The 23,215-nt window shown below is 59.5% G+C and carries 23 protein-coding genes; all 23 read right to left on the bottom strand.

The window, feature by feature from the left end; all coding sequences use genetic code 11:
- Nucleotides 1–125: 125 nt before the first annotated feature.
- The 23 genes from DXY03_RS05210 to DXY03_RS11845 all read right to left on the bottom strand — a co-directional run bounded on the left by DXY03_RS05210 (nucleotide 126) and on the right by DXY03_RS11845 (nucleotide 23,213).
- Nucleotides 126–1,268 carry a hypothetical protein gene (locus tag DXY03_RS05210; protein ID WP_136987641.1) on the bottom strand — a complete coding sequence of 381 codons (1,143 nt, stop codon included), beginning with the start codon at nucleotides 1,266–1,268 and terminating at the stop codon, nucleotides 126–128.
- On the bottom strand, nucleotides 1,268–3,586 hold the full coding sequence (locus DXY03_RS05215; protein ID WP_115009492.1) for a hypothetical protein: 2,319 nt from the start codon (nucleotides 3,584–3,586) through the stop codon (nucleotides 1,268–1,270). The genes DXY03_RS05210 and DXY03_RS05215 overlap by 1 nt, the downstream gene beginning before the upstream one ends.
- Nucleotides 3,586–4,824 (bottom strand): hypothetical protein, encoded by a 1,239-nt coding sequence (locus tag DXY03_RS05220; RefSeq protein ID WP_115009493.1) that lies wholly within the window; start codon nucleotides 4,822–4,824, stop codon nucleotides 3,586–3,588. Before DXY03_RS05220 ends, DXY03_RS05215 begins: the two co-directional genes overlap by 1 nt.
- A complete protein-coding gene (locus DXY03_RS05225; protein ID WP_115009494.1) occupies nucleotides 4,821–5,852 on the bottom strand; it encodes a hypothetical protein in 1,032 nt (343 codons plus the stop codon). Before DXY03_RS05225 ends, DXY03_RS05220 begins: the two co-directional genes overlap by 4 nt.
- On the bottom strand, nucleotides 5,849–6,373 hold the full coding sequence (locus DXY03_RS05230; protein WP_136987642.1) for a hypothetical protein: 525 nt from the start codon (nucleotides 6,371–6,373) through the stop codon (nucleotides 5,849–5,851). Before DXY03_RS05230 ends, DXY03_RS05225 begins: the two co-directional genes overlap by 4 nt.
- A 38-nt stretch (nucleotides 6,374–6,411) precedes the next feature.
- Nucleotides 6,412–6,903, bottom strand: a complete 492-nt coding sequence (locus DXY03_RS05235; protein ID WP_115009496.1) for a hypothetical protein — start codon at nucleotides 6,901–6,903, stop codon at nucleotides 6,412–6,414.
- Nucleotides 6,904–6,908: 5 nt separating this feature from the next.
- Nucleotides 6,909–7,391 carry a hypothetical protein gene (locus tag DXY03_RS05240; RefSeq protein WP_136987643.1) on the bottom strand — a complete coding sequence of 161 codons (483 nt, stop codon included), beginning with the start codon at nucleotides 7,389–7,391 and terminating at the stop codon, nucleotides 6,909–6,911.
- A gap of 17 nt (nucleotides 7,392–7,408) precedes the next feature.
- A complete protein-coding gene (locus tag DXY03_RS05245; protein ID WP_115009498.1) occupies nucleotides 7,409–7,765 on the bottom strand; it encodes an HK97 gp10 family phage protein in 357 nt (118 codons plus the stop codon).
- Entirely contained in the window at nucleotides 7,765–8,130 is a 366-nt protein-coding gene (locus DXY03_RS05250) for a hypothetical protein (RefSeq protein WP_115009499.1), read from the bottom strand. The genes DXY03_RS05245 and DXY03_RS05250 overlap by 1 nt, the downstream gene beginning before the upstream one ends.
- The gene (locus DXY03_RS05255; protein WP_115009500.1) at nucleotides 8,130–12,356 is read right to left on the bottom strand and encodes a choice-of-anchor D domain-containing protein; all 4,227 of its coding nucleotides are present in this window, start codon (nucleotides 12,354–12,356) and stop codon (nucleotides 8,130–8,132) included. The genes DXY03_RS05250 and DXY03_RS05255 overlap by 1 nt, the downstream gene beginning before the upstream one ends.
- A complete protein-coding gene (locus DXY03_RS05260) occupies nucleotides 12,356–13,189 on the bottom strand; it encodes a hypothetical protein (RefSeq protein ID WP_115009501.1) in 834 nt (277 codons plus the stop codon). Before DXY03_RS05260 ends, DXY03_RS05255 begins: the two co-directional genes overlap by 1 nt.
- 69 nt (nucleotides 13,190–13,258) lie before the next feature.
- A complete protein-coding gene (locus tag DXY03_RS05265; RefSeq protein ID WP_115009502.1) occupies nucleotides 13,259–13,705 on the bottom strand; it encodes a hypothetical protein in 447 nt (148 codons plus the stop codon).
- A 49-nt stretch (nucleotides 13,706–13,754) separates the two neighbouring features.
- Nucleotides 13,755–14,906: a DUF5309 family protein gene (locus tag DXY03_RS05270; protein ID WP_115009503.1), complete on the bottom strand. Its 1,152-nt coding sequence runs from the start codon at nucleotides 14,904–14,906 to the stop codon at nucleotides 13,755–13,757.
- Nucleotides 14,907–15,001: 95 nt separating this feature from the next.
- Nucleotides 15,002–15,646 (bottom strand): hypothetical protein, encoded by a 645-nt coding sequence (locus DXY03_RS05275; RefSeq protein ID WP_115009504.1) that lies wholly within the window; start codon nucleotides 15,644–15,646, stop codon nucleotides 15,002–15,004.
- A 13-nt stretch (nucleotides 15,647–15,659) separates the two neighbouring features.
- Nucleotides 15,660–16,733 (bottom strand): phage minor capsid protein, encoded by a 1,074-nt coding sequence (locus tag DXY03_RS05280; RefSeq protein ID WP_115009505.1) that lies wholly within the window; start codon nucleotides 16,731–16,733, stop codon nucleotides 15,660–15,662.
- Nucleotides 16,730–18,175 carry a hypothetical protein gene (locus tag DXY03_RS05285; protein ID WP_115009506.1) on the bottom strand — a complete coding sequence of 482 codons (1,446 nt, stop codon included), beginning with the start codon at nucleotides 18,173–18,175 and terminating at the stop codon, nucleotides 16,730–16,732. The genes DXY03_RS05280 and DXY03_RS05285 overlap by 4 nt, the downstream gene beginning before the upstream one ends.
- A complete protein-coding gene (locus tag DXY03_RS05290) occupies nucleotides 18,172–19,620 on the bottom strand; it encodes a hypothetical protein (RefSeq protein ID WP_206749724.1) in 1,449 nt (482 codons plus the stop codon). The genes DXY03_RS05285 and DXY03_RS05290 overlap by 4 nt, the downstream gene beginning before the upstream one ends.
- 2 nt (nucleotides 19,621–19,622) lie before the next feature.
- Complete coding sequence (locus DXY03_RS05295) at nucleotides 19,623–20,288, bottom strand: hypothetical protein (RefSeq protein WP_115009508.1); 666 nt, start codon at nucleotides 20,286–20,288, stop codon at nucleotides 19,623–19,625.
- Nucleotides 20,285–20,638 (bottom strand): hypothetical protein, encoded by a 354-nt coding sequence (locus tag DXY03_RS05300; protein ID WP_115009509.1) that lies wholly within the window; start codon nucleotides 20,636–20,638, stop codon nucleotides 20,285–20,287. Before DXY03_RS05300 ends, DXY03_RS05295 begins: the two co-directional genes overlap by 4 nt.
- Entirely contained in the window at nucleotides 20,635–21,111 is a 477-nt protein-coding gene (locus tag DXY03_RS05305; RefSeq protein ID WP_115009510.1) for a hypothetical protein, read from the bottom strand. The genes DXY03_RS05300 and DXY03_RS05305 overlap by 4 nt, the downstream gene beginning before the upstream one ends.
- 167 nt (nucleotides 21,112–21,278) lie before the next feature.
- Nucleotides 21,279–22,364, bottom strand: coding sequence for a hypothetical protein (locus DXY03_RS05310; protein ID WP_136987646.1), 1,086 nt, complete (start codon nucleotides 22,362–22,364; stop codon nucleotides 21,279–21,281).
- Complete coding sequence (locus DXY03_RS11840; protein ID WP_136987647.1) at nucleotides 22,339–22,686, bottom strand: hypothetical protein; 348 nt, start codon at nucleotides 22,684–22,686, stop codon at nucleotides 22,339–22,341. Before DXY03_RS11840 ends, DXY03_RS05310 begins: the two co-directional genes overlap by 26 nt.
- A gap of 134 nt (nucleotides 22,687–22,820) precedes the next feature.
- The gene (locus DXY03_RS11845) at nucleotides 22,821–23,213 is read right to left on the bottom strand and encodes a hypothetical protein (protein ID WP_136987648.1); all 393 of its coding nucleotides are present in this window, start codon (nucleotides 23,211–23,213) and stop codon (nucleotides 22,821–22,823) included.
- Between the last annotated feature and the right edge of the window lie 2 nt (nucleotides 23,214–23,215).

Below are 23,215 nucleotides of genomic sequence, written 5' to 3' on the forward strand. Positions count from 1 at the left end.
CATGGTCCGCAACAAATAAGTGGAAAGTCCGCAACAAAGCCGGAAAGCCGATCAGCGCACAGGATCGCCCGCCATTTTCGCGGGCTTTTTCACGCCGGGTTGTCGATCCGCCTCAGCGGACCATCTCACTCACGGGGCGGGTCACAACACCCCCCCTGCTTGAGTGATTGAGCTTCCTGCTCAGGGTCTGCGCCCATCGCTTCGAGCTCTGATTCCGAGACCAGTCCCCGCTTGCGGGGCGTGGTCAGTTTTCCTGCATTTGCCCGCACCTGGCGAGGCCCGCTCGATTGAGCAGGGGCCATCAGCGTGATGCCTGGGCAAGGGTCCGTGGACCAAGTGATCGGTGAAGGCGAGGAAGTCGAATACTCCGCGACGGGGTACATCTGCTGGCCGAAAAAGAAGCCCGTTATCGCATCTGATGGTTTAGATGCTGGGTCGTAGGTGACCCGAAACTCGGTGGTGCAGCTCTTGAGCACGGGGTATTCGGTGCAAGAGTTGCCGGTCCAGGTCACGCTCACAGGCGTGATATCCGTCTGCTCACCCGTCGGCACATAGAGATCGCCGTTGTAGATGACATTTGCACCACCGCTGCTTGGACGCGTCGCGAGATCAACGGAGATGGTCTCTGTTGAGCCGCACTTCCTCCAGAGATAGAAGTAGTCGAAGGTCCCGCACTCATCAGGCTGCTGTGCAACCGCATCACCGAGCCGCAGGAACCTGTGCGAATCGTTCGGGCCGTTGTAGCACTGCAATGGCCCTACGACATTCGGGATCGTGGTTCCAAAGAAGTAGAAATCTCCATTGGTCTCAAACGCCCGTGCGGGCTCGCCAGAGCCGAACTCCATCGTGGAGCTCTGGACCATCGGGCAGTACACAGAGCTGCTATTGGTCGAGCAGTGCCAGACATTCAGAGAGAGAATCGCCGTCGTGTAATAGGTGTCCTGGGTAACAAACCCATCGCTCGTGCGGCGAATCCTCAACCGCCAGAGCACTGGGATCTGGCCAGAATCAAAGAAGGTAGATCCCATCGAGGATGGGTTTGCATTGAAGACGCGGACCGTCGTGGGAAACGCATACACATCGATGCGTGATTCAAAGAGCGAGCTGTCCGAAACGCACCATTGTCCCAGGGTCTCCCACGGCGTGAAGCTGATATCGATACACTCGATGCCCCGCCCCTGATCCAGCGGCAGGCAGTCTGGCCCTTTGCAGTGTGGAGCACAATCAGTGCAATCGCTGATCGATCCGCAGCAGCATCGTTGATTCATCATGAGCAGGCCCCATCCACACCATTGGGTGCACTGAAGAGCCAACGATCATTCCCGCCGTCTCGGATCGGCCCCTCGAGCTTGACGACGCCGATGTTCGCCGGTATGGGCTGGATCGAGAAAGTGCCCGTCAGGTTGGCCAGGTCGACGCCATTGCCCTGAACGCCCGAAGCCCCATTGAGCAGCTCGAAGGTATTGATTGCCTTGCCGTGCGTGGAGCTCTTACGAACCGAGCCGGTCTTGACGGCGGTCCCGTTCTCAAATCGAACTTCCTCCCAGTCGTAAATCCACTTGTTCGCCCCATCCGGCGATGCGCCGGTGATCATCGCGTAACAGGATCCCATCTCGGCCACGCTCGCCAGCTCCGCTCGAGGGCGCGGCCCAGCATCAATCGTCCCCGTCACACCAGACATTGAACGCTCACGCCCACGCGTTGCGGCACTGCCCTCTGGTGACGCATCCATGCCAGAACCGCCATGCCCCTCGGCAGCGAAGTTCGTGCGAACATCCGAACGAGCCGCGCTGGATCGGTTCAGCTGAAGCGTGCCGATCCCCGCCGTGATCGATCGCCCGGCCACGCGCTGGAACTGCTCATAGTGGCTCCGAGGGATCTCGTGCTGGTTGACGGTCAGAACAGTCATGTTGCGATTCACATCGAAGAGCACGCTGGTGACCGCCCCCTCGATATCGCCGGGGTTGATATCGACGATTCCCCGCAGCTCAATCACGCCCGTCTCGGCGTTGCCGCTGCTCAGATACGCGATCGCGTACTGCCTGGCGATCTCCTGAATCTGCTCAGAGTTGAGCGTGACGCGGATGCCCGTGCCCTCGTCATAGGTGTGCACATTGCGAAGGAACGGCACCGCGACCTTGACAACATACGGATCATCCATCGCGTCCTGGAGCCCCTGATAGTCGGTCGCAGCAACGCTGATGGCCCCTTTGCTCTGCGTCCATTCGAAGCAGATCGCAAAGTAGTCCTCAAAGTAATCGCCGCTGGCCGTCTCGTGCGCAAAGGTGATCTCCAGCTCATCCGTGCCCAGCTCACGAGCATCGCCGCGTCGCCCGGTCGCGAACCCATCGACGCGAACAAACTCCGCCGTCGAGGGCAGCACGAAGACACCAGCGCCGGGAATCGCACGCAAACCCTCAAGCAGGATAAGCGGGTCGCTATCCAGCTCGGGCGTGTTCTTGAGCTGATCGCCAGGGAGCTTGGTCGCGCACCGCGCCTGCACAACGCCCGCAGACCCAGCGAAGGGCACGAAATCACCCTGGTCGAGGTTCGTGGGGATGTTGATGAATCTCGATTTGGTGTCGAGATGCATGCTGCCCTGCTCATTCTTCAGCCGCACCGCGCGATAGAGCTGGGCGAGCTGCTTGCCGCCAACGGGGTCCGCGTTGCCCGGCTTGAGCCCCTCCTGGTAGGTGCTCAGGGCGTTGACATCCTGATCCACCCACTCGTTGGTGGCCGCATCGAAGACGACCCAGTCAAACGCACTCAGATCGAGTTTCGTGATCGTGATGCTGCGGGTCGCGCCGCTGGTAATCACAATCTTGTTTGCCCGCGCCGCCGGCGTGCTCGCCAACGCATAGGGCTCGGCGATGTCATCGATCTCAGTCGGGATCGTGATCGGTTCACCCGCTCGCCGCAAACGACGCACCGCGACGCTGCCATCGTTGAGCTGCACCAGCGTCCACCCGATCGACCCAAGGATTGTCTCCAGCTCCACAACCGGACGAGCGTTGCCCCAGTCCATCGGCCCCGGCGCTGTGAGCTCGGTGCCGTCCAGGGCGGTATCGAGCTCAGCGGGCGCTGATTCATAGGCAAGGCCCATCGAAGACAGTGCAAGCTCCACAAGCTCCTGGATGGTCTTGTAATCGTCCGCATCAGGATCGACAAAGCCGTTCTCATCGAGCGCGTTGAAGGTCTTCTCACGGATCAGACCGCCGTAGCCCTCACGATGGGCTCGCAATCGGTTCTCAAACATCAGCCGGTACTGCGTGGCCGCCGGGGTCCCGTCCGGGTCCACGAGCGTTGTGCCCACACGCACAGGCAGCTTGTTCTTGAGTAGATAGCCCGAGAGCGTGAGGGTGTTGCTCGGCTGGGCGCTGTTGATCACGATCTCAAAGTCACCGCCATCATCAAAGCCGACCGGCCACTCGTCCGCCTCAACAACAAGCGTGATCGGATCACCCGAAGTCCCCACCGTGCGCCGGATCGGTCCCTGGGGCAGGGCGCGCAGGTTCGTCACATGCCAGTTGCCCGTCACGCGATCGCGGTTGCGGATATGCACGGTTGTTTGCGGAGGAGGTGTCATCAGACCAGTCCCTCCAGCTGCCGTGGTGTTGGGATCGGGTCCGGCTCGGTGTCATAGAGATAGTTGATGGTGCGTGTAAAGGTCTTAAACGCCCCACGAACACCCTTGGTGATCCGCACCCCGCCGACCTGATGCTCAGGGTCCAGCAGCACATCCGGATCGAGCCCGCTGAATGAACCGAGGAACTCAAGCGTGAGCGATTCGCTCATGCTCACCGGGATCTTGCGCCCACGATGAAGCGCCGGATCATTCTGGAAATACGCGCTGGCAAGGAGCTCCCGCCCCTCGCCGCTGCTGACGATGTTCTCCTCGAGGCGTGTGATAAAGATGCCCGGAAAATCATCGTGCGTCACGCCCGATGCGTACTGATAGCTGAAGTTCACGCGTCCGCTGGGAAGACTGGGCAGGCTCGGCCCATCCTTGCGGAGCAGCACGAGATTCGCGCTCTGCGCGACCAGCTGCGCGTTGGCAAACGATGTCGCGTTTGATCCCTCAGCATAGCCGCTGATCGTGCGGACCCAGCGACCGCTGACATCCTTGGCGGTGCGATCTTCGATCGAGGCGACGGTCACATCCTGCTGGCCCGTGGCCGAGGGCGTGACGGTGTAGCTGTAGTCGCACTGCGCCGGGTCATTGCCGACCTTGATCTTCGAAACGACCCCATCGCCCGAAGTGCTGGCTGCATTGCGTGCGGGCGTGATGATGTTGGTCATCACCCATCCCGCCGCGTCGTTGCCCTGGACCATCTTCAGCGAGCCGCTCACGCTGGTGCTCTGCGTCCCGTCCGTGCTTGTGGTGGTCTCGGTGGAGACCGAATGCTCGTAGACCCCGTTGCCCTGATCGATCGGCACGCGCGAAACGGCCCGCATATTGAAATACTGGTACTGCGCGTGTGACTTCGCGGGGATCCCTGTGATCTCGACTTGCGGATAGCCGATCATGCTCCCGCCCGCCCCCGACGCGGGCAGCACGCTCGCGCTGCCCAGCTCCGTCAGCGTCACGGTTTCTCCCCGCTTGGCCAGCTCGGCCCGCAGCGTCTCGTTGAGCTGGCGGATCGAAGTGGGCTCCGAGATTTCGGCCATGCATTCCAGTTCCCATGAGATCTCCTCATACGAGTCGGTATTGGAATCATCGAGCCCAACCAGCTTGGAAGCGGTGCGGATCTGGGTGACCGGATATTCATCCGAGTCGCCAACCTTGATCTTCGAGATGGGGAGCAGGTCCTGGCTCAGCGTCATGGCACCATCTCCTGGAGGTACTCCTGACCACGCTCGCGATTGCGCTCCTGTGCTGCCCGAGTTTGTGCGTCGGGTCCTGGCTCGAAAGTCGATTTCACTTTATCGTCGAGCACATAGTACTGGTAGAACACCTCTTCGCCGTACGACTGAATGGTCGATATCGTGCTGGCAATCCCTTTGAGCAGACCGAGCAATGCCTCGAGGACGACCGCGAAGTCGCGAGCCGCCGGTCCAAGCTGGCTGTTGATGCTTTCGGCCAGCCTGATAATGCTGTCGTCGGAGATCTCTGCTGTATCGGTGAATGCCAGGATCAGCTCCCGGACCAGATTGGCTTGTACACCTTCAATGGCCTGCTGCATCACGCCCAGGTTTGTGTTGAGTGTCGCGAGTTTATTGTTGACCTGGCCATCAACAACGAATCCCAAACGCGTGTACTGATCGATCATCTCATCGATCGCGGCATTCCCCCCGCCGATGGCATTGATGAGTTCCGGGCCACCCATGCGTCCGAAGATCTGCATGGCGATCGCTGAGCGAGTCGCTGCATCTGGGATCGTGTTGATCCCCTCCACGATTGCCCGGAAGAGCTCGTCTGTACCCTGAAGCCCATCCAGACTCACACCGAGTTGCTGCACGAGCTCGCCTGTGAGTTTGCCGCCCGAGTTGAAGTCTTCGATAAACTTGTTGAAGAACGACATTCCTTGTGCAGCTCTCTGCGAGCTGAACCCGGCGATCTCCAGCCGCTTCTGGAGGGCTATGAGCATCCCCTCGCTCGCGCCGGTCTGCTGGCTGAGGCGTTCGATGCTCTCGGCGTACTCAAGCGCTTCCTGCGAGTTGCGAACGAAAGCACCGCCCACATTCTTCAGGATCTGAAGCGAGCCGAGCAGGGGGTTGCTCACGAACGATGTAAATGTTTCGCCGAACACCCGGTTCGCGCTCTGCGCGTTGATCATGCCGCGCGCGTAGTCCTTCTCATCAAGACCGAGCTTGGCGTTGAACTTGCCCAGGATGTTGCCGCCACCGATCATGATCGTGGAGTCCCATCTTCGTGATAGATCTTCGGGTTCAGCTTGGCCTCGTACGGATACGGCTGACCAGGCACCAGCGTGGTCTGGCTCGCCGCCGAGGGCGAGGGCGTTTCATCCGGCTCATCGCCTGTCCGCAGGTGCTCGCTGGCCATCTGCTTGGCGTGCCGGGCGCACGCGTGCACCCACTCTTCCTGCGCCCCCATGTAGGCGGTATAGATCATCGCGCACTCGCCATGCGAGAGCTCCGCGATCAGATCCGCAAACGGCTCCCCGAGGATGATGGTGCAGACCTTGCGTGTGTGCGCCGCCCCGCCGTCCTGGGGCAGCTCATCGAGCCCGATGCGGGGCGAACCCAGCACCGCCCGCTTGAGCCACACAAACACCCCCGGCCACCGCCGGGTCTGGGCGTCGAGCTGGGCCTGCGTGGGCATGGGTGCTTCGTTCATCTCGGGCGCATCAAGCGGCGAGATCATGGGGATCTCCATGCCGCGCAGGCGAACACAGAAGTCCCACTTGGGCATCCTGCTCAGGTCGATCGAGTTGAGTGTTTGTGAGTTAATCATTGCTGAGGTGCTACATAGCCAATAATTGCTGAATGCCCAGAGTCCAGGTCAACAAACGCCGTCGCTGAGACCTGCTGCTTGGCAACAGGCCCACCGTCGATGCTCAGAGCCATACCTTTGAACGAGACTGCTGGGTAGCAGATGTCTTTGGTCGTATCCGCTCCATCACCCGCGTTGTGCAAGCGGATGTGATGCTTTGGCATCATCGTCCCTACTGGCGGAAGATAGTTCTGCGAAGCATCCTGAGCAGTGATTCCATTCCACCGCTTGATGTCTTCCTTCGTCCATTCCTGAAACTCAAAGGTGAGTTCAGTGATGTGTCCGGTAACCATCGCGCCGATGGGAGACTTGCCAAGACGCTGTGTTTCGACATTCTCCAAAACCAGCGCCGGACCAGCGTTCACCGTAAGCTGGAACGGTGAGTCACCATGGTCGATGTACACATCGAACTGATTGCCTTTGATGTTGTTTGGGTCCTGAGCTGGCATTCGAATTACTCCTCTACCGTGGCGGTGTACTGCACCGCGTGTGCTTCGATCGCGAGCTCCGCGACGGCCTGCCCGCCGGGGCTGCGTGGTGATGTTTGTGGAAAGCTGAGTATGCGCAGATCGAGCAACCGCCAGACATAGTGCGTGCCCGATTCGCTCGTCACGCCGATCACGCCGGGCATGAAGCCACCCTCGGCCTTGACCTCATAACGCCCCTGCGGGAACAGCAGATGCTGGATCTGCCCCAGCAGGCCCATGACCTCGCTGTTGCTATGCCCCTGCGCGTGCAGCACGATCTGCATCTGCTGGCTGCGTGACAAGTGATCATCATCGCCCGTGGGCTGGTGCACGATCGAGACCGCCGGGCTCAGCCGGTGCCGCTTGGCAGGCAGCGGACCCGCGTAGACGCTGCCCTTATCGCTCGAATCCGGTTCAACGAACACCAGATCGGTCTCCCGCCCGATGTAGCGACCCAGCTGAATGCACATGTCGTTCGCGTGAAGCTTCATGATTCCGCCCCCCGCGATCGCAACGCTTTAATGATGGCCTTGCGTCCCACCCGCGCGAAGTTTCGATTGATCGCGTTGAGGAACCACTTGGACTTGCTCGGGTGCGTCTCGTGCACGGCCAGGCCGTAATCGACATTCACCCCGATCACCACGCCGTCACCATCAAAGTCCTCGCGGTAGTGCGATTCAGACAACGCCCCCGTATCGATCGGCGCGGTGGTCTGCGCCTCACCCACGATGCCATCGCCCATGTCCTCGAGCACCTCGGGCTTGATCTCCTCGGGCAGCCGCCGCATCCGCTGCATGAAGTTCTTGATCTGGGCCTCTGGGATCGTCGCGGTGGTCTCTGGCATCACGCACCCCCCGCCTGGTCATCACGCACGGCGAGCGAGATCTCGATCACGCTGCCGTTGCCCCGTGGGTTGATATCCGTCGCGTCGTACTCGGTCGAGTCCGCGTTCAGACCATGCGGCCTGATGGTGATCCGATCGCCCACGGCCAGCGCGTGGCCCAGCGCATCGAACATCGAGCGATTCACCCAGATCATGGCATCGTTCTTGATACCACGCTGACGATCGGTTTCGGCGCGGTAGGACTTGGGCGTGATCAGCTCGCAAAGCAAGGGGAAATCTGTCAGCTCTTCGCTGTGCACGGGCTCGCCCAGCCCGGTCGCTGCGGTCTGCGCCTTGAGCGAGATGATCTTCGCGTTGCTGATCATCACACCACCTCCGCAGTAACCCGCAGGTACTTCTGAACCAACCGCCGCACGGACTCATGCAGCCGCGAGCTGGGCTGACGCGCGATCATGCCATCGGTCGCCCAGCTGGTCCCCGCGCCCCCGATGCCGGTGATGCCCTGGGCGGCCATCCCGGTGATCTTCATGCTCTGATCGATCTCAAGCTGATCCGCAGCCCGCGCGGCCGCTTGCAGCGCGACACCCACTCGGATCTCGCGCGGGAGCGACGGGTACGACCACTCCCCGCCCCCGAGTGATGGTGGGTACTGCACCTCGCCGCCGGGAAGGATCAGATCCCCATCCCGATTTTCGCGAGGGAATGCGTTGGGCTGATCAGGATCGACCTTGCGTCCATCCCACGGAATCGCGTTAAAGTCGATCGTCGCATGAGCGATTAAGACCAGCTTGTCATCGGCGCTGAGCGACTGCCATGCCTGGCGGAACGTGTGTGCCCCGATCAGGTACAAGGCGATGATTGCGTCCGCTTCCGCGACGTTGAGATACTGCTGGGTGGTGTCGGGTCCGGTGTAATCGTCCGAAGGGTTCGCTGAAGCCGCCACAACGCCCTGAGCCGTGACACCCCATGGTGAATCGGGATCATCGCTGGGAACGCTGATAGACCCGCTCACGGCCCCGACAACGCTCGTGTCGATCAGGATCTCCAGCGTGACGGATTCGAGAGAGGGGATAATCTCGCCAGATGGGTTTCCGTTGGCAGTGATAGAGAGGTTCCCGCTCGTCATGATCGTGCCGAGCGTCAGATCTGCCATTCCCGCATTTGTGATATCAAGCGTGATTGTCGCGTGCATCGATTCGATGAGACCCTCGAGCTCGAGCTCGCCGCCATTGACAACCGGGTTGTCATCGAGCGTGATCTGGAGATCAGCGCCGACTACCGTCGCGTTGATCGTGATCGCATAGGCGGGCGTGTCTGGGTCATCGCTGGGGATCTGCACCTCGATCGATCGAGCACCCGCTGTTGCGGTGTCAACGTTGATCGTGGCCGCAGTGGACGCACCCGCCGCGATGGTCTGGTTGCTCGGGTTGGTGGTGATCGCCCCGCCCGCCGTTACGCTGAGCACGCCCAGAGTCAGGTCGCTGCCCGGTGCCTGCGCCGCGTTGCGGATCGTCAGGTCCACGTTCGTCGCTGCGCCCAGCGCGACGCTGCCCAGGTCGATCGATCCGTTGTGCGCCCCCTCATCAACAGCGATGTCCTGCACCGAGAGAACCGTGGCGTTGATGGTGATGGTGTAGATCGGGTTATCCGGATCGTCGCTGGGGATCTGGAGCGTGATCGCACGTGCGCCCGGAGCTGCGGTGTCGATGGTGACCTCGGCTGCTTCCGAACTCCCCGCAGCAATCACGGCGAGGCTCGGATCAACCGTGAGTGTGCCCCCCGCCGATACGCTTACGCCGCCCAGCGTCAGATTCTGACCTGGCTGGGGAGCGTTGTTTCGGATATTGAGAGGGACAGTCTGGACCGATCCAACGGCGATGTTTCCGAGATTGATCGTGCCATCATCGGGTGCCTGATCCACGATGATGTTCTGCTCTGATACGACGGCATCGACAGTGATGCCGGGGAGAGTACCACCGAAGTTTGCGGCACTCTCGCCGATGAGTGTAAATCCATCACGTACCCACTCATTGATTGCGTCTGCGGACCAGCTCGCGTCCCATCCATCCTCGTGCGCTGCGATGATATCGAGAATCAGTCCGTCGTAGGTGCCGTCGCCCCCCTTTACTCGCTCGTGCCATGTCAGTGGTGTACGGGTTCGATCGAGGTAGCTCGGGCTTACAGATCGTACGGCTGGGCTATTCTCTCCAGATGCGGCATCCCACGCGGTTTCATCCTGAGCGACGCCGTTGTTACTAAATGGGGTTGCATCGGTGCTTGCGCGGAGATTGTGCTCGATGGTTCGATCTGCGACCTGAGCGATGTCTGACTCCGCGATCGTGATCTCGCCCGAACCGCAATCGATCACATTGTTGGTCTCGGTGAGCACACCCACATTCGCAAGCCGCTGATCGTCGTAGGCGATCCCGGCGCTCCAATCGCCGACAATCGTGTTCCTGCGAAGGTGGTGCTCCCAATCAGCATCGACGTTGAAATCGCCTTGGTTGTCAAAGTATCCAGTCGAGGTTGCATAGATCGCCACTGCTGATGGGATCACATCCGCATCCGCAATGATGAGGTTGTCCTCCGCATCGGTGAACACACCTGATGCTGTCCAAATCTGACGTGCCGCGCCGCTCGCTGCCTGAGTCGATCCGCCAAAGAGGAGGTTCTGGAAAAGACCCTGCCCGCCAGTACTGGAGGTGATTCCAAGTGGGCATCGGAGCAGGACATTCCCTGTGACTTCACCAGCGAATCGACACTTGATTCCATCGGACGATGCGTCTTCGATGATGTTTGAATCGACGGATGCGTACTTGGCATAGAGATAGAAGCCGTGATCATAAATTGTGCGATTCCCATCGCCAGTATGACCTGGGCGTCGCATCGGGACATCCTCAGCGTGGAAGTAATCGATCTCAGTGGTGTAAACACCTTGCGGGCGTCCGGACTGCCCTTGTCCCCAGATGCCACGCATAGGAACCTGGTACAGTTCAAGCCATGATCCGTCATTCTCAGCAGACCCGCCAAGAACGCCATTCATGCGACCTTGGATGAAGCCGTCGATCAAGATCATGTCCTCATGTCCACTGCTTCCACTAAAGCTGATCGGGGCATCAACCGGCGATGCAATCGTTCCCGCTTCATCGAACGAAGCCTCATCCGGGTCACCAGAGGGATTCGTGAAATCCACGCCGCTGAGCAGCGAGTACTCACCCATCGTGAAACCGTTGAGACTGAAGTCATAACGACCGTCCGATCGATCGCCATACCCGCAAACGATCGCTCGATCCTGCCACGATGAACCTTGCACCATGCCTGGACCCGAACCGGCATCAGAGACGCCAAAGTCTGCGAAGGTATCGCCGAACCGAATGCGGATCTGCTCACCCGTCTGCGGACGGAACCTCGCCAGTGCTTCGCTGACCGTGAGGATCGGGTTGACATCGCTCAGTCCGTCGTTGGCATCATTGCCCATCGCGGAGATGTAATGCGTGCGAGGAGCAACAGCGTAATCCAGCATCGCACGACTCATGCGTTCGACAAGCTCAGAATCCGAGAGGGGTACACCTACGCTGCTGCTGTAGATCGCCATACGCTGAAGCACATAGTCCTGAAGACTACTTGCGGGGGCAAGAAGCATGACGAGCTCGCTGGCGTTCGACGGCGACGCGTCGTTGCCGTCGAAGACCTTTCGACCGTTGAGCCAGAGCGAGTAGTTCCCCGTAGTGTGGTCCCAGAGAAAACCCCAGACCAGTTTCTCAGTTGCCCCGTGCACTCGTCTAGCGTTGAGTGCCGTGCTCAATCCACGAGCCGGTGCGCCGAATGCATCGAAGTTCAGGCTGGAAAACCCTCCATCGACAAACCCCACTCCATTAGCCTCGCCAACATAGATACCTGCAAAGGACGTAGTCGCGAAGTCGAAGCTGAACGCTGACCCGTTCGTGCTCGCGTCAATGCGTATACGCGCTGAATCAATCGACGCGTACGCGTGCTTACCCGCGCCAAAGTGATCTCGACGAAACTCGATCCGACGCGCATCAACTCCGGGTGTACGGCAGTACCCGTTGTGTGAGTTGCCGGAATGATCGATCGCAAAATCATGCAGCGACTGATCTACAAAGTCATCTAGCTCAGGGTTGAGATCCGCGTAAAGGTTCGCGTGGGAGAGATCAGCTGCGGTTCCGTAGCCGGGAACTGTGTGATCCGGAATCGCCAGGTCCCACCCGTCGCGTGTGTCGTTGATCAGGGATCGGTTGAGCACGGGAGCGTTGGCGATGACTTCTGTTGCATTGCCGTAAGCATCATCGAAGAGGAATGCATCGGCGCTGACAGTCAAGTTGTACCCATCGGACTTGACTACACGGGTCTCAAACTGTCCGCTGACAACTACGACACGCTTTCCATCAACCCCGTCAGGATCGAGCTGCGTGCCAATGACTGTGCCATTTGTCCCATTGGAGAGCGTTACCGTTGCGCTCTTGTTGGGGCGCTGTGTACGACTCGGCGTCAGATCAGGATAAGCGAACCTGGCCTTCCAACGTCTTCCGCCAGTTGTGATCCAGAACTCAGTGAGTGTAGCGGTCGACATCACTCAACCTCCAACGGGAGTTGGAACTTGGCTTCGCGCAGGACCGACTCATAGCTTTTCTTGCTGCGTCTGAGCACGGTATCGGAGATGATCGCGTCGTGCCCATGTTCGATACAGTCTCGCACGAAGCCCACTACGCCTCCTTCAGGGTCTCCGTGGGTCATGCGGGTGATAGCTTTGTGTTGCGTGCGAGCAGGATCAAGATCTAGCAAACTCTGGTAGTGATCCTCGAAGGTCCATGCCGGGTATTGCTCTTGAGGCGTGCCCACCTTGGGCAGCGACTCAATAACTACGCGACGTGGGTACATCCGATCCAGCTGATACAGAGCTTGCCACTCTGGTCGATATGGATTAAACGAGGATGAGTGATCGAATACCATGCGGACATTGCAACCCTGGTCGATCAACGACCGTGCAGTCTCATTCTCATACCAGAACCGACGCATCCACTCCTGCTGCATTGCTTGACTCGCGCCTTGAGAAACCAGAAACGCCATGTTGAACTGCCGCAGTGAACCAAAGTAGAGATCGATTCGGATTTGGGGGAATGAGTTTGCGAACCTCACGAGCTCGCGGGTCATGTGCTTGGCATAATCGGTGTACTTTGAATCGTTGCAAGATTCGATCTGTCGCCTCGTGTCGTAATCCATCCAATCTAGATTCGATGGTTCGCCGAACATCCGATGCAGGACTACGGCTTGGAAACCTGGCACGATCGCGAGATTGTGTAGCTTCATCCAGAAGTCTTCTCGACCCTCGGATGTCAACAACTCCGGGCGAAGCCCGAAGAAAGAGTTCTTGACTGATCCCAGTTCATATCCGATGCCGACCATGGAGTACTCCGTGAAGTGAAAAACGAAAACACCCCGCCCGATCTCTCGGGCGAGGAAAGAGGGGATTAGTTACGCAGCTTGCTTAGCGTCGCCAGGAACAAAGGTCAGCCAGAACTCGCTCCCGAACGCGCCGTGTCGTTTGAGCTTCTCTACGACCGTCTCATCGTCTGTGGCAAATCGATTGCCGAAGAACTTCGCTCCTGGAACCCGATACTGACGGTAGCGTGAATGGAAGTGGTATTTACCATCGGGCGAGGGTGCGGGGTCGCCTGGTGCCGATGATGATGCGGTCACGGGCTTCGAGGGCTGAGTTACATCCGTTGGGTTGATCGAGCTATCAGCCTTTGCCTTTTCCAGCTCCTTCTGCTGCGCATTGAGCTGCTGTTCCTTGGCAACGAGTTCTTTCTGCTGCGCCTCAAGCTCCTGTTCCTTGGCATCGAGTTCGGCTATGAGTTCTGCCTTGTTCATCCTGTCTTTGGAAGTCATGATGGTGTTCCTTCTAAATGTGCCGGGCATCCCCGGCGGGTTGGGTGAGGGTCTCTCTCGCTCCAGATCACGCCCCGCGTTAAGCGGCTGCGGTCACGCCGCGAAGCTGCGCGTGGTTCTGCTCGGCACCGAAGTCGAGGGTGTGCTCCGCGAAGATCTCCTCGCGTGTCGAGTCCTGACCCTTCTCTTGGGTGTTCTCCTTGAGCTGAAGACGACCGCCGCCGTTCTTCTCGGTGGGACGCAGCTTGAGGTTCTCGGTATCAACAGCGATGCCGTCGCCCGCGTACGCACCACGCAGCCCCTTGTGTGGGACCAGGTTGAGCGTGCCGTGAGGTGTGTCGATCGCTTGGATACGCAGACCCACATTGGTGATTGTGGTGTTGTGTCTTACCTTCGCGTCGTAGAACTTATGAATGACCGTGAGCAGCGACGGTCCCGCGAAGAGTGTTTTCGTTGCCGATCCGGTATCGAAAACCGATTCGCACCAACCGATGAACTCATCGTGCGTCATCGCCCCGCCCTGATTCGTCACATGGGTAGTGACCATCTCTCGCAGACCGCCCATCGTGGTGACCTTCTTACCATCCGCGTCGGCGAGTGAGTTATTGCGCGCACCAAAGACCAGCGCATGCTCAATGTCACGCGTGACTTCCTTGAATGCCTCAGCTCGCTGGAACGCTTTTTCATCCTCTGTCAAGGTTTCGACGCGCTCCATGCGACCGGAGATCTCGACCGCCTGGCGGAACGTCTGGAGGAAGTTGTACGCCTGGACTTTTTGGGCAGCGCTGGTGTCAGGTGAGCCAGCACCCTCTCCGTGCGCGTTGCCGATGTTCATGAGATACGCATTGTCCTCAACGGATGCGTCCGCAGCTGCGACGCTACCGATACCACGACTGACCGTGATCGAGTTGGTCGCGGGCTTGGCGGTAACCAACATGATCTCGCCAGTCGCCTCGGCAATCACGGTATCGCCGATCATGAACATCGCCCCGTCATCGACTGCGAGTGTCGTGGTGACATCGGTGTAGTTATCCGCGACGTTATTAATCGCAGTGCGGCGCGAGGCGGGTTGAGTGGTATACCACTCGACCTTTTCGGCCTTCGCTTTAAGGATCCGATTCCCACCTAGCAGCATCGCGTAGATCGGGTTTTCGTTGGCAGCCTGAACGCGCACGACGGTTTCAAGCACATCGGGCGATATCGCACCTTGGAAGTTCTCTGTATCGATCATTTGTGTGCCTCCATGCACTCCGGTCTTGCCGGTCGCGGCATCATGCCGCTATCTCTGATGCGATCGCCCACCATGAGCGAACGCGGTGAAAGGGTTCAACTCTTCGGGAGCGATGCTTCCATCTTTTCGATTTTGGCCTTGGCTTCAGCCTCGGCGTTATCCTCATCGCCGGTCACGCCGCCCTCGCTCTGCGCGTCCGCCGAAAACAGCTTGCTCACGGCGTCCTCCCCCATCGCGCTGCTCATGTACTGACGCTCCGCTTCGAGCGCTGCCTTGACCGCAGCATCGTCCTTGGGATTAGCCGATGCGATGCGAGCGATGATGTCCTTCTTGCCCTTGAGGTTGGGGTTATTCTTCTCAATGTACGCAACAGTGCGATCCATCGCTGCGGACGCCTCACGCTGCTTCGTTGTGTTGCTCTCGAACTCTTCCTGCTTCTTGGCCATCTCGTCGAGGCGCGTGAGGATCGCCTGAACAGCAGGATCGCTTGAGGTGGGCGGGGTGTCATTCTCATCCCCCTCTTTGCCCTGCTCTCCGAGCTTGCCGACCTTCTCGATGACTTCGCTCAGCTTGTCCGTATCGAGCGCGTCGAGCTTGTCGCTCAGTGGCTTGAGCGACTCCTGAACAGTTGAAGAGAGCTGAGGGGTGATCCCGCCGAATGCAGCGTTGAGGACTTTGACGAGGTTGTCGTCGAGTCCCTTGGTGTCGATGGCGTTGCCTTGTGCGTCGAGCAGTTTCATATGAGAGGTTCCTTTATCGCTTTACGGGTGCGAGCAGCTGATCGCGTTCGAGCCGCTTCTGGTACACGGCGGACGCACGACGGGCATCAGCCTGCCGTGACTTGCTCGCCAGTTCAGGGATGAAGGGGGCAGTCCCCTTCGAGCAGTTGGGGTGGAATGGAGGACCGCCGCCAGGCAGCGATGCGAGCTCCACGATCTCCAGTCCAGGAATTTCGGGTGCAGCACCGATCGAGCAGACCAGACCGATGAACGCCGTGCAGAAGTTCTCTGAGTTTTTGCCGGTGATCTGCACCAAGTTCACGCCACGCTCACGGAGTCGTTCGTGACGCGCGGTGACGGTTGCTTCGCGGGTTCGGGTGACGGCGACCGTGCGAGCGTAATGGCGTACGCTCATTGTCGCCTTGCCGACCTGGATGCGCTTGTTTCCAAGCTTGCGAACACGCTTGGCTTCATCGCTGTCCGCAGCGAAGAGCTCGCGGATCGCACGATCGGCGATGATCGGGTTACCAGTGATCAGGCCGCGTGCGATCGCGGTGTTGACGCTCGCCTCGGAAATCTGCGTAGTGCTGAGCGTGCGGAAGATCTCCAGCGCGTTGTTCGCGTGCTGCCGCGCCGCGTTGCCCAGGTCATTCTCGATCGATTGCGACGCCCGGCCCAGCGTGTCGCGGGCGATGACCTCGACGGCTTCGCTGTTGACCAGGGCAAAGCCAACACCCACGCCCTGCGACGCGGGATCGGTCGGGATACCCAGCTCCTTAAGCTCGGCATCGCCGCGTGCGATCGCCTTGTTGATCTCGCCCTTGAGCGGCGAGTCCACCATGAGGCGGGTCTTCCCCTCGAGCAGAGCGAGCTTGTTCTGGATCTGACGGGTGAGCTGCGCTGCGCGAATCTCACGGAACTGCGATGCACGCCGATCCGGATCCTCGCCCAACTCCTGGACCGCGCGGCCAGCGAGCTTGTTGATGTCGCTCATGGCCGCGTCGTAGAGCTTGACCATCTGGGCAGCAAGCAGCTCCCCGCCCTCTGGTGTGTGTGGTGGTGCCATGGCCACTCCGATCGCGATCAGGATGATGGTGATGAAGTTCATACCCCACCCCCTTGGTTGAACCCGAGCATGAGCGCAGCTTGCTCATTGCGCGTGCGCTCCGCGCGATCCTCTCGGATCCGATCGAGTATGCCTGGGGCGGCACTCTCGCCGTGGATTTTCTCAAGCGCTGTGAGCTCATCGATGAGCCCTGCGAGATACTGGTCTTTGGTCTCCGCAATGATCTGATCGTCGTCCTTGGGTAGTCCGGGGTGCATCGTGACGCCCACGGGGTGGACCGCGTAGCCGCGCATCGGACGCTGGGTGTCCAGCGCCGATGCGATGTCGAATACCCGCATGAGCGCGGGTTGCATGTACAAGGCGGATGTCTTGGCTCGTGCGATCGTGTTGCTTGCTTCGAGGCGCAGCTTGTCGAAGGTGTCGGGCATAGCTCCACCCTCGAGCTTGATTCCGATCAATGCTGGTGAGAGTTGCAGCTGAGTCGTCAGCAGCTGGAGGGACTTGTTCATCGCCTCGAACATCGGAGCGAAGTCGAAGTTCTGCGAGATGTACTCGAAGAGTTTGTCCGGGTCCAGGATCGCGTCTTGGATGTTGACCTTACCGGTGTCGGGATCGATCATGCTCTCGCTGATGCGTGCCTTGGGCGAGCCGTGTTTCTCCATGGATCGATCGACCCGGCTGACAGCAGCTGCGGACATATCGAGCAAATCGAAGTCGTGCTCGCTCATGAGCATCTCGGGCGCACCATCGAAGTACTCATGCACCAGACGTACTATGAGCGGATAAGGCACTCCAGTCTCAACAACAGGTTCCAGCTGCGTGCCTGGCAACGCCTCAGTGAGATCTACACGCTTCGCTTGCTCGGAGGTGAGATCAACAAGCAGATCGCCACCCGCGTACTCGTACGATTCCTGTTCGATCATCCCCGCACTGTGACGCTCGACCCGCAGGTACTTCGCCACCTTGGTGCCCTGCTTGCGATCAACCATCCAACGACGCTCCCAGACTGTGGGTTGCATGTCTGGGCCATCAGGACCAACCGGGATCATCATGCGGTTGTCGTCCGAGCAGATGATCGTCTTGTCGCCTTGGGGATCGACGCGGAGGGTGGCAAAGCCGTCGATGTTGGCGGTACGTGCCGCTTGCATGAGTAATGCGTCGAAGTGCGAGTTGCGACGGATGTCGCTGATCGCCAGCTTCTGCTCCGCGTTCTCCTCGGGTACCGTCAGCGTGATGGGTTCGCCTGCGAGCACGATCACATGAAAACGGATCGCCATGCGGACCACGTTGACCTTGACGAGCAACGGCTCGATCTCGCCGCTGTGCTTCTCAAGCGATGGAAACTTGTGCACGGCCTTCTTGCACTTGATCAGGAAACTCTTCCAATCGCCGCGCTCGAGCTGACGCATGATGTTGGCGATAATCCGGCGCTTGCGGATTGCTTCCAATCGTGCCTTGGGTGTGATGTATCCGGGGAGTGTCATAGTCCCTCCCCTGCGATCGAGTAGGACTTCATGACCGACTTCGCGGATTCATCAGCGATAAGCCCGAGCGCCGCTGCCGTTGCTCGGTCAGCGTGTCCGTGCTCGTTACTCGCAGCGCTGTAGCGGATGTTGCCCGCGATCGTGACCTCCTTGCGGATGCTCCCGAAATCACGCAGCGTCTCATCATCGTTGGGCAGCTCAACCGTGATCTCTTCGACGCCCGCACGCAGTCGCGTGAACATGTCCTCCTTGACCGCGTTGGTCATGCTGACCGCCTCACAACGCGAGCGGTGCTTCTTGACCATGCGCTCCGCGAGCTGCATCCCCAGACCGGTCTCGTCGATGCTGATCCGGGTGAGCCGCACCCCGTTGAAGCTGGTGTTCATGAGCGTGTTGATCGCGTGCTCCATCACATCGAAGGGCTTGTTCTGGAGCACGAGCATGCCCAGGCAGATCCGCTTGGTCCCGTTGCGTCCCCAGACCCATATCACGAAGCGGTCCTTGCGACGCCCAACATCACACCCCGCGCTGAGCTTGATGCTCCCCTTGCTGCGAAGCTTGATGTCCGCGATGAACGTATCAAGGTCCTCGGTGGGCTTGGCCGCACGATCAGTGACGCACGGACGCAGCAGTGCATGGGGGAAGTACGATCCGCCCTCTTTGCTCGGGTTGCACTCGAACTCCTCTTCCCAGATCTCTTGCGTCGAGCAGAGCGATCGCATCTCTGCGATGAACTCGTCACGCGTGAGCTCGCGACCTGTGACACGGTTGATCTGCTCAACGAGACCGTCACTGACCGCGTCGTAGATGTCCGTGCGGTGCACGCTCGCCTTGAGATCGGTTGGCCTTGGCGTGCCGTATAGCTCCGGATCTTCGTGCTTGCGTGCCTGATTGATCAGCGCATTGAACTTCGTACCGTGCCCGTTGTGCGTGCTCAGGATGCGGATGCGTCCGCCCCAGGTCGCGGTCGGCGCGGCCGCCTTCCACATCTCCTCGGCGTCCTGATGGAACGCCAGTTCCGAGAGGCACACGTCGCCACCCTTGGAGCGGAACCGCTTCGGGTTGCTCGTCATGACTGTGATGCGCGGTCGACGCCCGTTGATCTGCGGGAGCGTGAAGGTCATCTTGAGCCACTCACGCCCGTCGTCGATGCCGTTTGTCGTGACCTCCTCGCTGACCTTGTCGTACAGCTTGAGCCACGCACGCACGTACTCCGCAAACTCGTACGCCGCTGATTCGTCGGCGCTTGAGTACCAGTAATCGAGCACGCGCTCGCCGCTGATCCGTTCACGCACGCATCGGAATGACTCGCAGTAGTCCGCACCGATCCGGCGTGCCTTCTCCCAGACCGCGACCTCAGAAACGTCGTTGATCCAGTTGAGCTGGTATGGCAACCACACGGCGCTGACCGCACCCGCAACTGCTGGCAAGATGTGCTTGAGCATGCTCATGCTGATCTCTTGAGTCCCACTGCTTCGTCCACGAGTTCTGCGATCCGCTTCTGTGCCTGCTCGCGATCGAGTGGCGCACGCTTGTCATCGCCGATGATCTTGACCTGCTCACGCAACTTCTGGAGCACGCGTTCCGTCAGTGCTTCGTTGTGGCGTGCCTTTGCCTGGACCTCAGCAGCTTTGATCTGCGTATCCATGAACCGCAGCAATGTGTTGTGCTCGTCCTTGGTACACTCTGCGAGATCGAGCCCCTTGCCCCATGTGATGAATCGTGGTGCCAGCTGCGACATCGTGACACCAAGAACTGCGGTGAGATCTCCACTTGCAAACGCGATGGACTCTGCCTCGCTGACATTGCTCAGATACGCATCCTGCTGCACCCCGTACGCTTTGCGGATCTGACGGAGCCAGGTATCCAGCGAACGCTTCTGAACCCCCGCCTCAACGAAACGGTGCTCCAGCTCTTCGTAAATCGTTGATCCCGATTTATGCTCGATGATGTGCATGCACGCACACTCGTTAAGAGTGTGCATGTCGAGCTGCCAGCACTTGGAGATGTTGCCTCGCTTATTGCCCGGCTCAGATACACGCAGCGCTTTGAAGATCAGCGACTGCTTGTTCATCTCAAGAAAGCGTTCGGTGATATTGGCGGTACTGCTCATCGCTCCCCACCTTCCTTGATGCTCTTGATCTGGATCTCCAATCGCTCGTGCCCCTGCTCCAGATGCCCGACACGGTCTTCGACCTTGTCCATCCGGTGCGCGACGCCGTCGACGCTCTCCTTCACGCCTCCGATCAGCGTCTTGATCTCGTTGTGGCGGGCAGAGGTGGCCTCGTCCGCGTTCTTGCTCGCGGTCTTTCTTGCTTCGCTCAACTCCGCGTTCTTGCTGCGAAAGAACGCCAGCGTCATCGCAATGAGCACGCTCACAACGACCATGAGCACGGCCCATGTGGCCGTGCTCGTCTCGCTCGCGAGCGTCGCTGCTGTGATGATCTTGCTGCCGCTGCTCACGCCGCATTGACCTCCAACGCGACCTGACGCTGGCTGACCTTGCCGGTGACCTTGACGGTCGGCTTCGCGCTCGCTGCGCCCTGCTTCGCAGGCGTCGAGTACACCTTGGTCATCTTGCGTCGCTTGGCGCACTTGAGGAGCGTCTGCTTGGTCTGCTCGTCTTGGGACTTGCGTGCGTCCTTGTCGTTGGACTTGTGCCAGCCGAGCGCGTCGCTGACGAGCTTGTCGGGATCGTCTGCGGTCGCGAGGATGCCACGCAGCACGTCGTTGGGACTGAAGTCGATCACCGTCACTTCCGGACCCGCTTCGCTGCCCTGCTTCACGAGCAACTCACCCGTGATCTGCGTGTTGATGTCGAACGGGTACGAGCCTGCGGGGAGCTCCTGAACGCCGCTTGATTCGACCTGCTTCGCGGCAGTGACCAAGGCTTTCGCCGTGATCTGGTTCTCTTGTTTCTTTGTCAGCTTTGCCATGGGATGCGTCCTTGCATTCGTGGTGTGTTGTTCTCAAAGCGGGGCGGGGATCATCGCGTCCGTGCTCCCCCCGCCCCGTCCTCTCCCGAGCGTGGTGTGGTGTAGTTCTGGGGAGCAGGGTCATGGCGGATGGTGGTTTCGCTCGCCTGCTCCCGTACATGAGTGTGCTATGTGACCTTCGCTTTCGTCGCGCCCACCTCGCTCTTGACGACCGCGAGGTTGCCCGCTGCGGCCTTTCCGATGCTCTGCTTGGCGATCTCCTTGGCAACAGGATCCGCGTCTTCAACGCCCTTCACGATGCTCGTGAGCGCGACCTGGCGTCGCTTGTTCCGCCACGCTTCATACCCGAGCCATCCCGCGACTCCGAGGAACGCAAGGATCGCCAGCACGAACACCCAAGGTGCCTGCTCGCTCACCACGCCCGCTGCGATGATCAGCATCCCCGTCAATGCAACAATCCCCGCCGCAAACCAGCGACGGGGCGGGGAGATCACGGGGATGATCGCCGCGATCATGACGATCGCTCCGATGATCATGAGGGGGTTGAGGCCACGCGTGAACAGGCTCGCATCGAGTCCCCATTTAGTCTTGCCTGACTCGCCGCCCCAAGGCAGCGACGCACCCGATCGGCTCCCATCGAACCCGATCGCCGCCTCGTCGCTCGTGGTCTTGAGACCCGGCCCGCGATCATCGAGCATCGAGCTGGAAGTATCGGTTGCAAGAGGGATTTCTTCGGTCTGCACATGTTCTAGCTTGATCCCATACCCATGCTCAACCGCGTCACGAATCGCGTCCTCAACGGGCTTGGGTTGGCGTTGGTTGTAGGCAACAGGTGTGAGCGAGGGAGACGATCGCCCCTCGCTCAGCACCTTGTTGCCGCCCATTCCCAGATCGGACATCTGGTAAACCGCAGGCGTTGCCGGGGAGAAAACCGTTAAAGCCCCCGCCTGCCCAGCCTCAGTGCTTCGCGGCTGTACCTGAGAATCTGTGGTCCCGCCTGCCGGTGCGGGCGGGGTCATTTCGAGCTTGTACTCGTTGCGAATCGTGCGACCCGGACGCTGCGTGCTGGTCTCGTGCGTCGCGTTCGTCGATGCGGGCGATGTTTCGGTGCGCGATGTGGACGCACACCCAGTGCTCGCCGTGCTGATCAGAACCGCAAAGATAACAAACAGCAGCACAATGAATGCGCCGCCGCACAACCACTCGACGAGCGATTGGACCAGTGATTTATGGCGTGAAGTGGTGCTGCCCATGTTCGCCTCCATGCGATGTGAGCGGGCCGAATCCATTCGGCACCGTATGTTGGTTTTGTTCTGGTTGTTGCAAGTGCTGCATGCGTGCGAACCTCGCCGCTTCCTCGCGACGGTTCACTTGGTGCAGCGCGGTCAGGCAGATCACGACGATGCTGACAAACACCCACTCGATACCCGGCAAACGGTCAATCGAAGGGGAGTCAGGCAGCGAATCAAGCAGGTGACCTGGCTCGCGCGGGATGCCGCCGAGCGCAGTAGAACGCCCGACGGCATCATGCCCCCGAGCGTTGTGAATAGTCGAGTTGTGCGAACCTGTGTTCACGATTCTGCATCCTCAGATGCAGAAACGCCCAGCCAGTGCTACGACTTTGAGTCGTGTTTATCCATCAGCGAGTTTTCACTCGTCAACAACTGCTCTGCGAGATTAGCAGGTCTCGGATCGTGTGTCAAGCGAGCTCAAACAGATTGCCCCCAAACATACAAAGCCATTGCAACATACACAACTACCAAGGGAGAAAATAGAGAAAACAGGAGCAATCCTACAAAGACGCCCGCCGCAATTTCGCCAACAGTGTTGACGCCTCGTTCAGAGTACTTTCTCCTTTGTTCGCCTAAGAACGGGACAGGTATTCCTAAGAATCGCACTCCTTGACTACCGCTGGTTGAGCCAGCACTCTCTGATTGCAATCTTTTTTTTGTTGTAATCTGGATCCGCTCAACCATCACACCAGATTCGCTGGCCTTGTCGAGCGCATGTTTTTCAGTACCCGCTTCTACGTAAATGACCCGATCTTCCCCACTGACTCTATCAACACCGAAAACTTGCCACTTTGACATAATCTTCCCCATGA

It is taken from the genome of Synechococcus sp. N5, from assembly GCF_900473925.1.
GTDB lineage: Bacteria > Cyanobacteriota > Cyanobacteriia > PCC-6307 > Cyanobiaceae > Parasynechococcus.

What these genes read in the sequence shown, in the direction of transcription:
- DXY03_RS05280 (WP_115009505.1), bottom strand. Translation starts at nt 16,733, where the DNA reads ATGAACTTCATCACCATCATCCTGATCGCGATCGGAGTGGCCATGGCA.
- DXY03_RS05230 (WP_136987642.1), bottom strand. Translation starts at nt 6,373, where the DNA reads ATGCCCAAGTGGGACTTCTGTGTTCGCCTGCGCGGCATGGAGATCCCC.
- DXY03_RS05285 (WP_115009506.1), bottom strand. Translation starts at nt 18,175, where the DNA reads ATGACACTCCCCGGATACATCACACCCAAGGCACGATTGGAAGCAATC.
- DXY03_RS05265 (WP_115009502.1), bottom strand. Translation starts at nt 13,705, where the DNA reads ATGCCCGGCACATTTAGAAGGAACACCATCATGACTTCCAAAGACAGG.
- DXY03_RS05305 (WP_115009510.1), bottom strand. Translation starts at nt 21,111, where the DNA reads ATGGCAAAGCTGACAAAGAAACAAGAGAACCAGATCACGGCGAAAGCC.
- DXY03_RS05220 (WP_115009493.1), bottom strand. Translation starts at nt 4,824, where the DNA reads ATGACGCTGAGCCAGGACCTGCTCCCCATCTCGAAGATCAAGGTTGGC.
- DXY03_RS05255 (WP_115009500.1), bottom strand. Translation starts at nt 12,356, where the DNA reads ATGTCGACCGCTACACTCACTGAGTTCTGGATCACAACTGGCGGAAGA.
- DXY03_RS05260 (WP_115009501.1), bottom strand. Translation starts at nt 13,189, where the DNA reads ATGGTCGGCATCGGATATGAACTGGGATCAGTCAAGAACTCTTTCTTC.
- DXY03_RS05235 (WP_115009496.1), bottom strand. Translation starts at nt 6,903, where the DNA reads ATGCCAGCTCAGGACCCAAACAACATCAAAGGCAATCAGTTCGATGTG.
- DXY03_RS11845 (WP_136987648.1), bottom strand. Translation starts at nt 23,213, where the DNA reads ATGGGGAAGATTATGTCAAAGTGGCAAGTTTTCGGTGTTGATAGAGTC.
- DXY03_RS05215 (WP_115009492.1), bottom strand. Translation starts at nt 3,586, where the DNA reads ATGACACCTCCTCCGCAAACAACCGTGCATATCCGCAACCGCGATCGC.
- DXY03_RS05210 (WP_136987641.1), bottom strand. Translation starts at nt 1,268, where the DNA reads ATGAATCAACGATGCTGCTGCGGATCGATCAGCGATTGCACTGATTGT.
- DXY03_RS05270 (WP_115009503.1), bottom strand. Translation starts at nt 14,906, where the DNA reads ATGATCGATACAGAGAACTTCCAAGGTGCGATATCGCCCGATGTGCTT.
- DXY03_RS05310 (WP_136987646.1), bottom strand. Translation starts at nt 22,364, where the DNA reads ATGGGCAGCACCACTTCACGCCATAAATCACTGGTCCAATCGCTCGTC.
- DXY03_RS05245 (WP_115009498.1), bottom strand. Translation starts at nt 7,765, where the DNA reads ATGCCAGAGACCACCGCGACGATCCCAGAGGCCCAGATCAAGAACTTC.
- DXY03_RS05290 (WP_206749724.1), bottom strand. Translation starts at nt 19,620, where the DNA reads ATGCTCAAGCACATCTTGCCAGCAGTTGCGGGTGCGGTCAGCGCCGTG.
- DXY03_RS05225 (WP_115009494.1), bottom strand. Translation starts at nt 5,852, where the DNA reads ATGATCGGTGGCGGCAACATCCTGGGCAAGTTCAACGCCAAGCTCGGT.
- DXY03_RS05250 (WP_115009499.1), bottom strand. Translation starts at nt 8,130, where the DNA reads ATGATCAGCAACGCGAAGATCATCTCGCTCAAGGCGCAGACCGCAGCG.
- DXY03_RS05240 (WP_136987643.1), bottom strand. Translation starts at nt 7,391, where the DNA reads ATGTGCATTCAGCTGGGTCGCTACATCGGGCGGGAGACCGATCTGGTG.
- DXY03_RS05295 (WP_115009508.1), bottom strand. Translation starts at nt 20,288, where the DNA reads ATGAGCAGTACCGCCAATATCACCGAACGCTTTCTTGAGATGAACAAG.
- DXY03_RS05275 (WP_115009504.1), bottom strand. Translation starts at nt 15,646, where the DNA reads ATGAAACTGCTCGACGCACAAGGCAACGCCATCGACACCAAGGGACTC.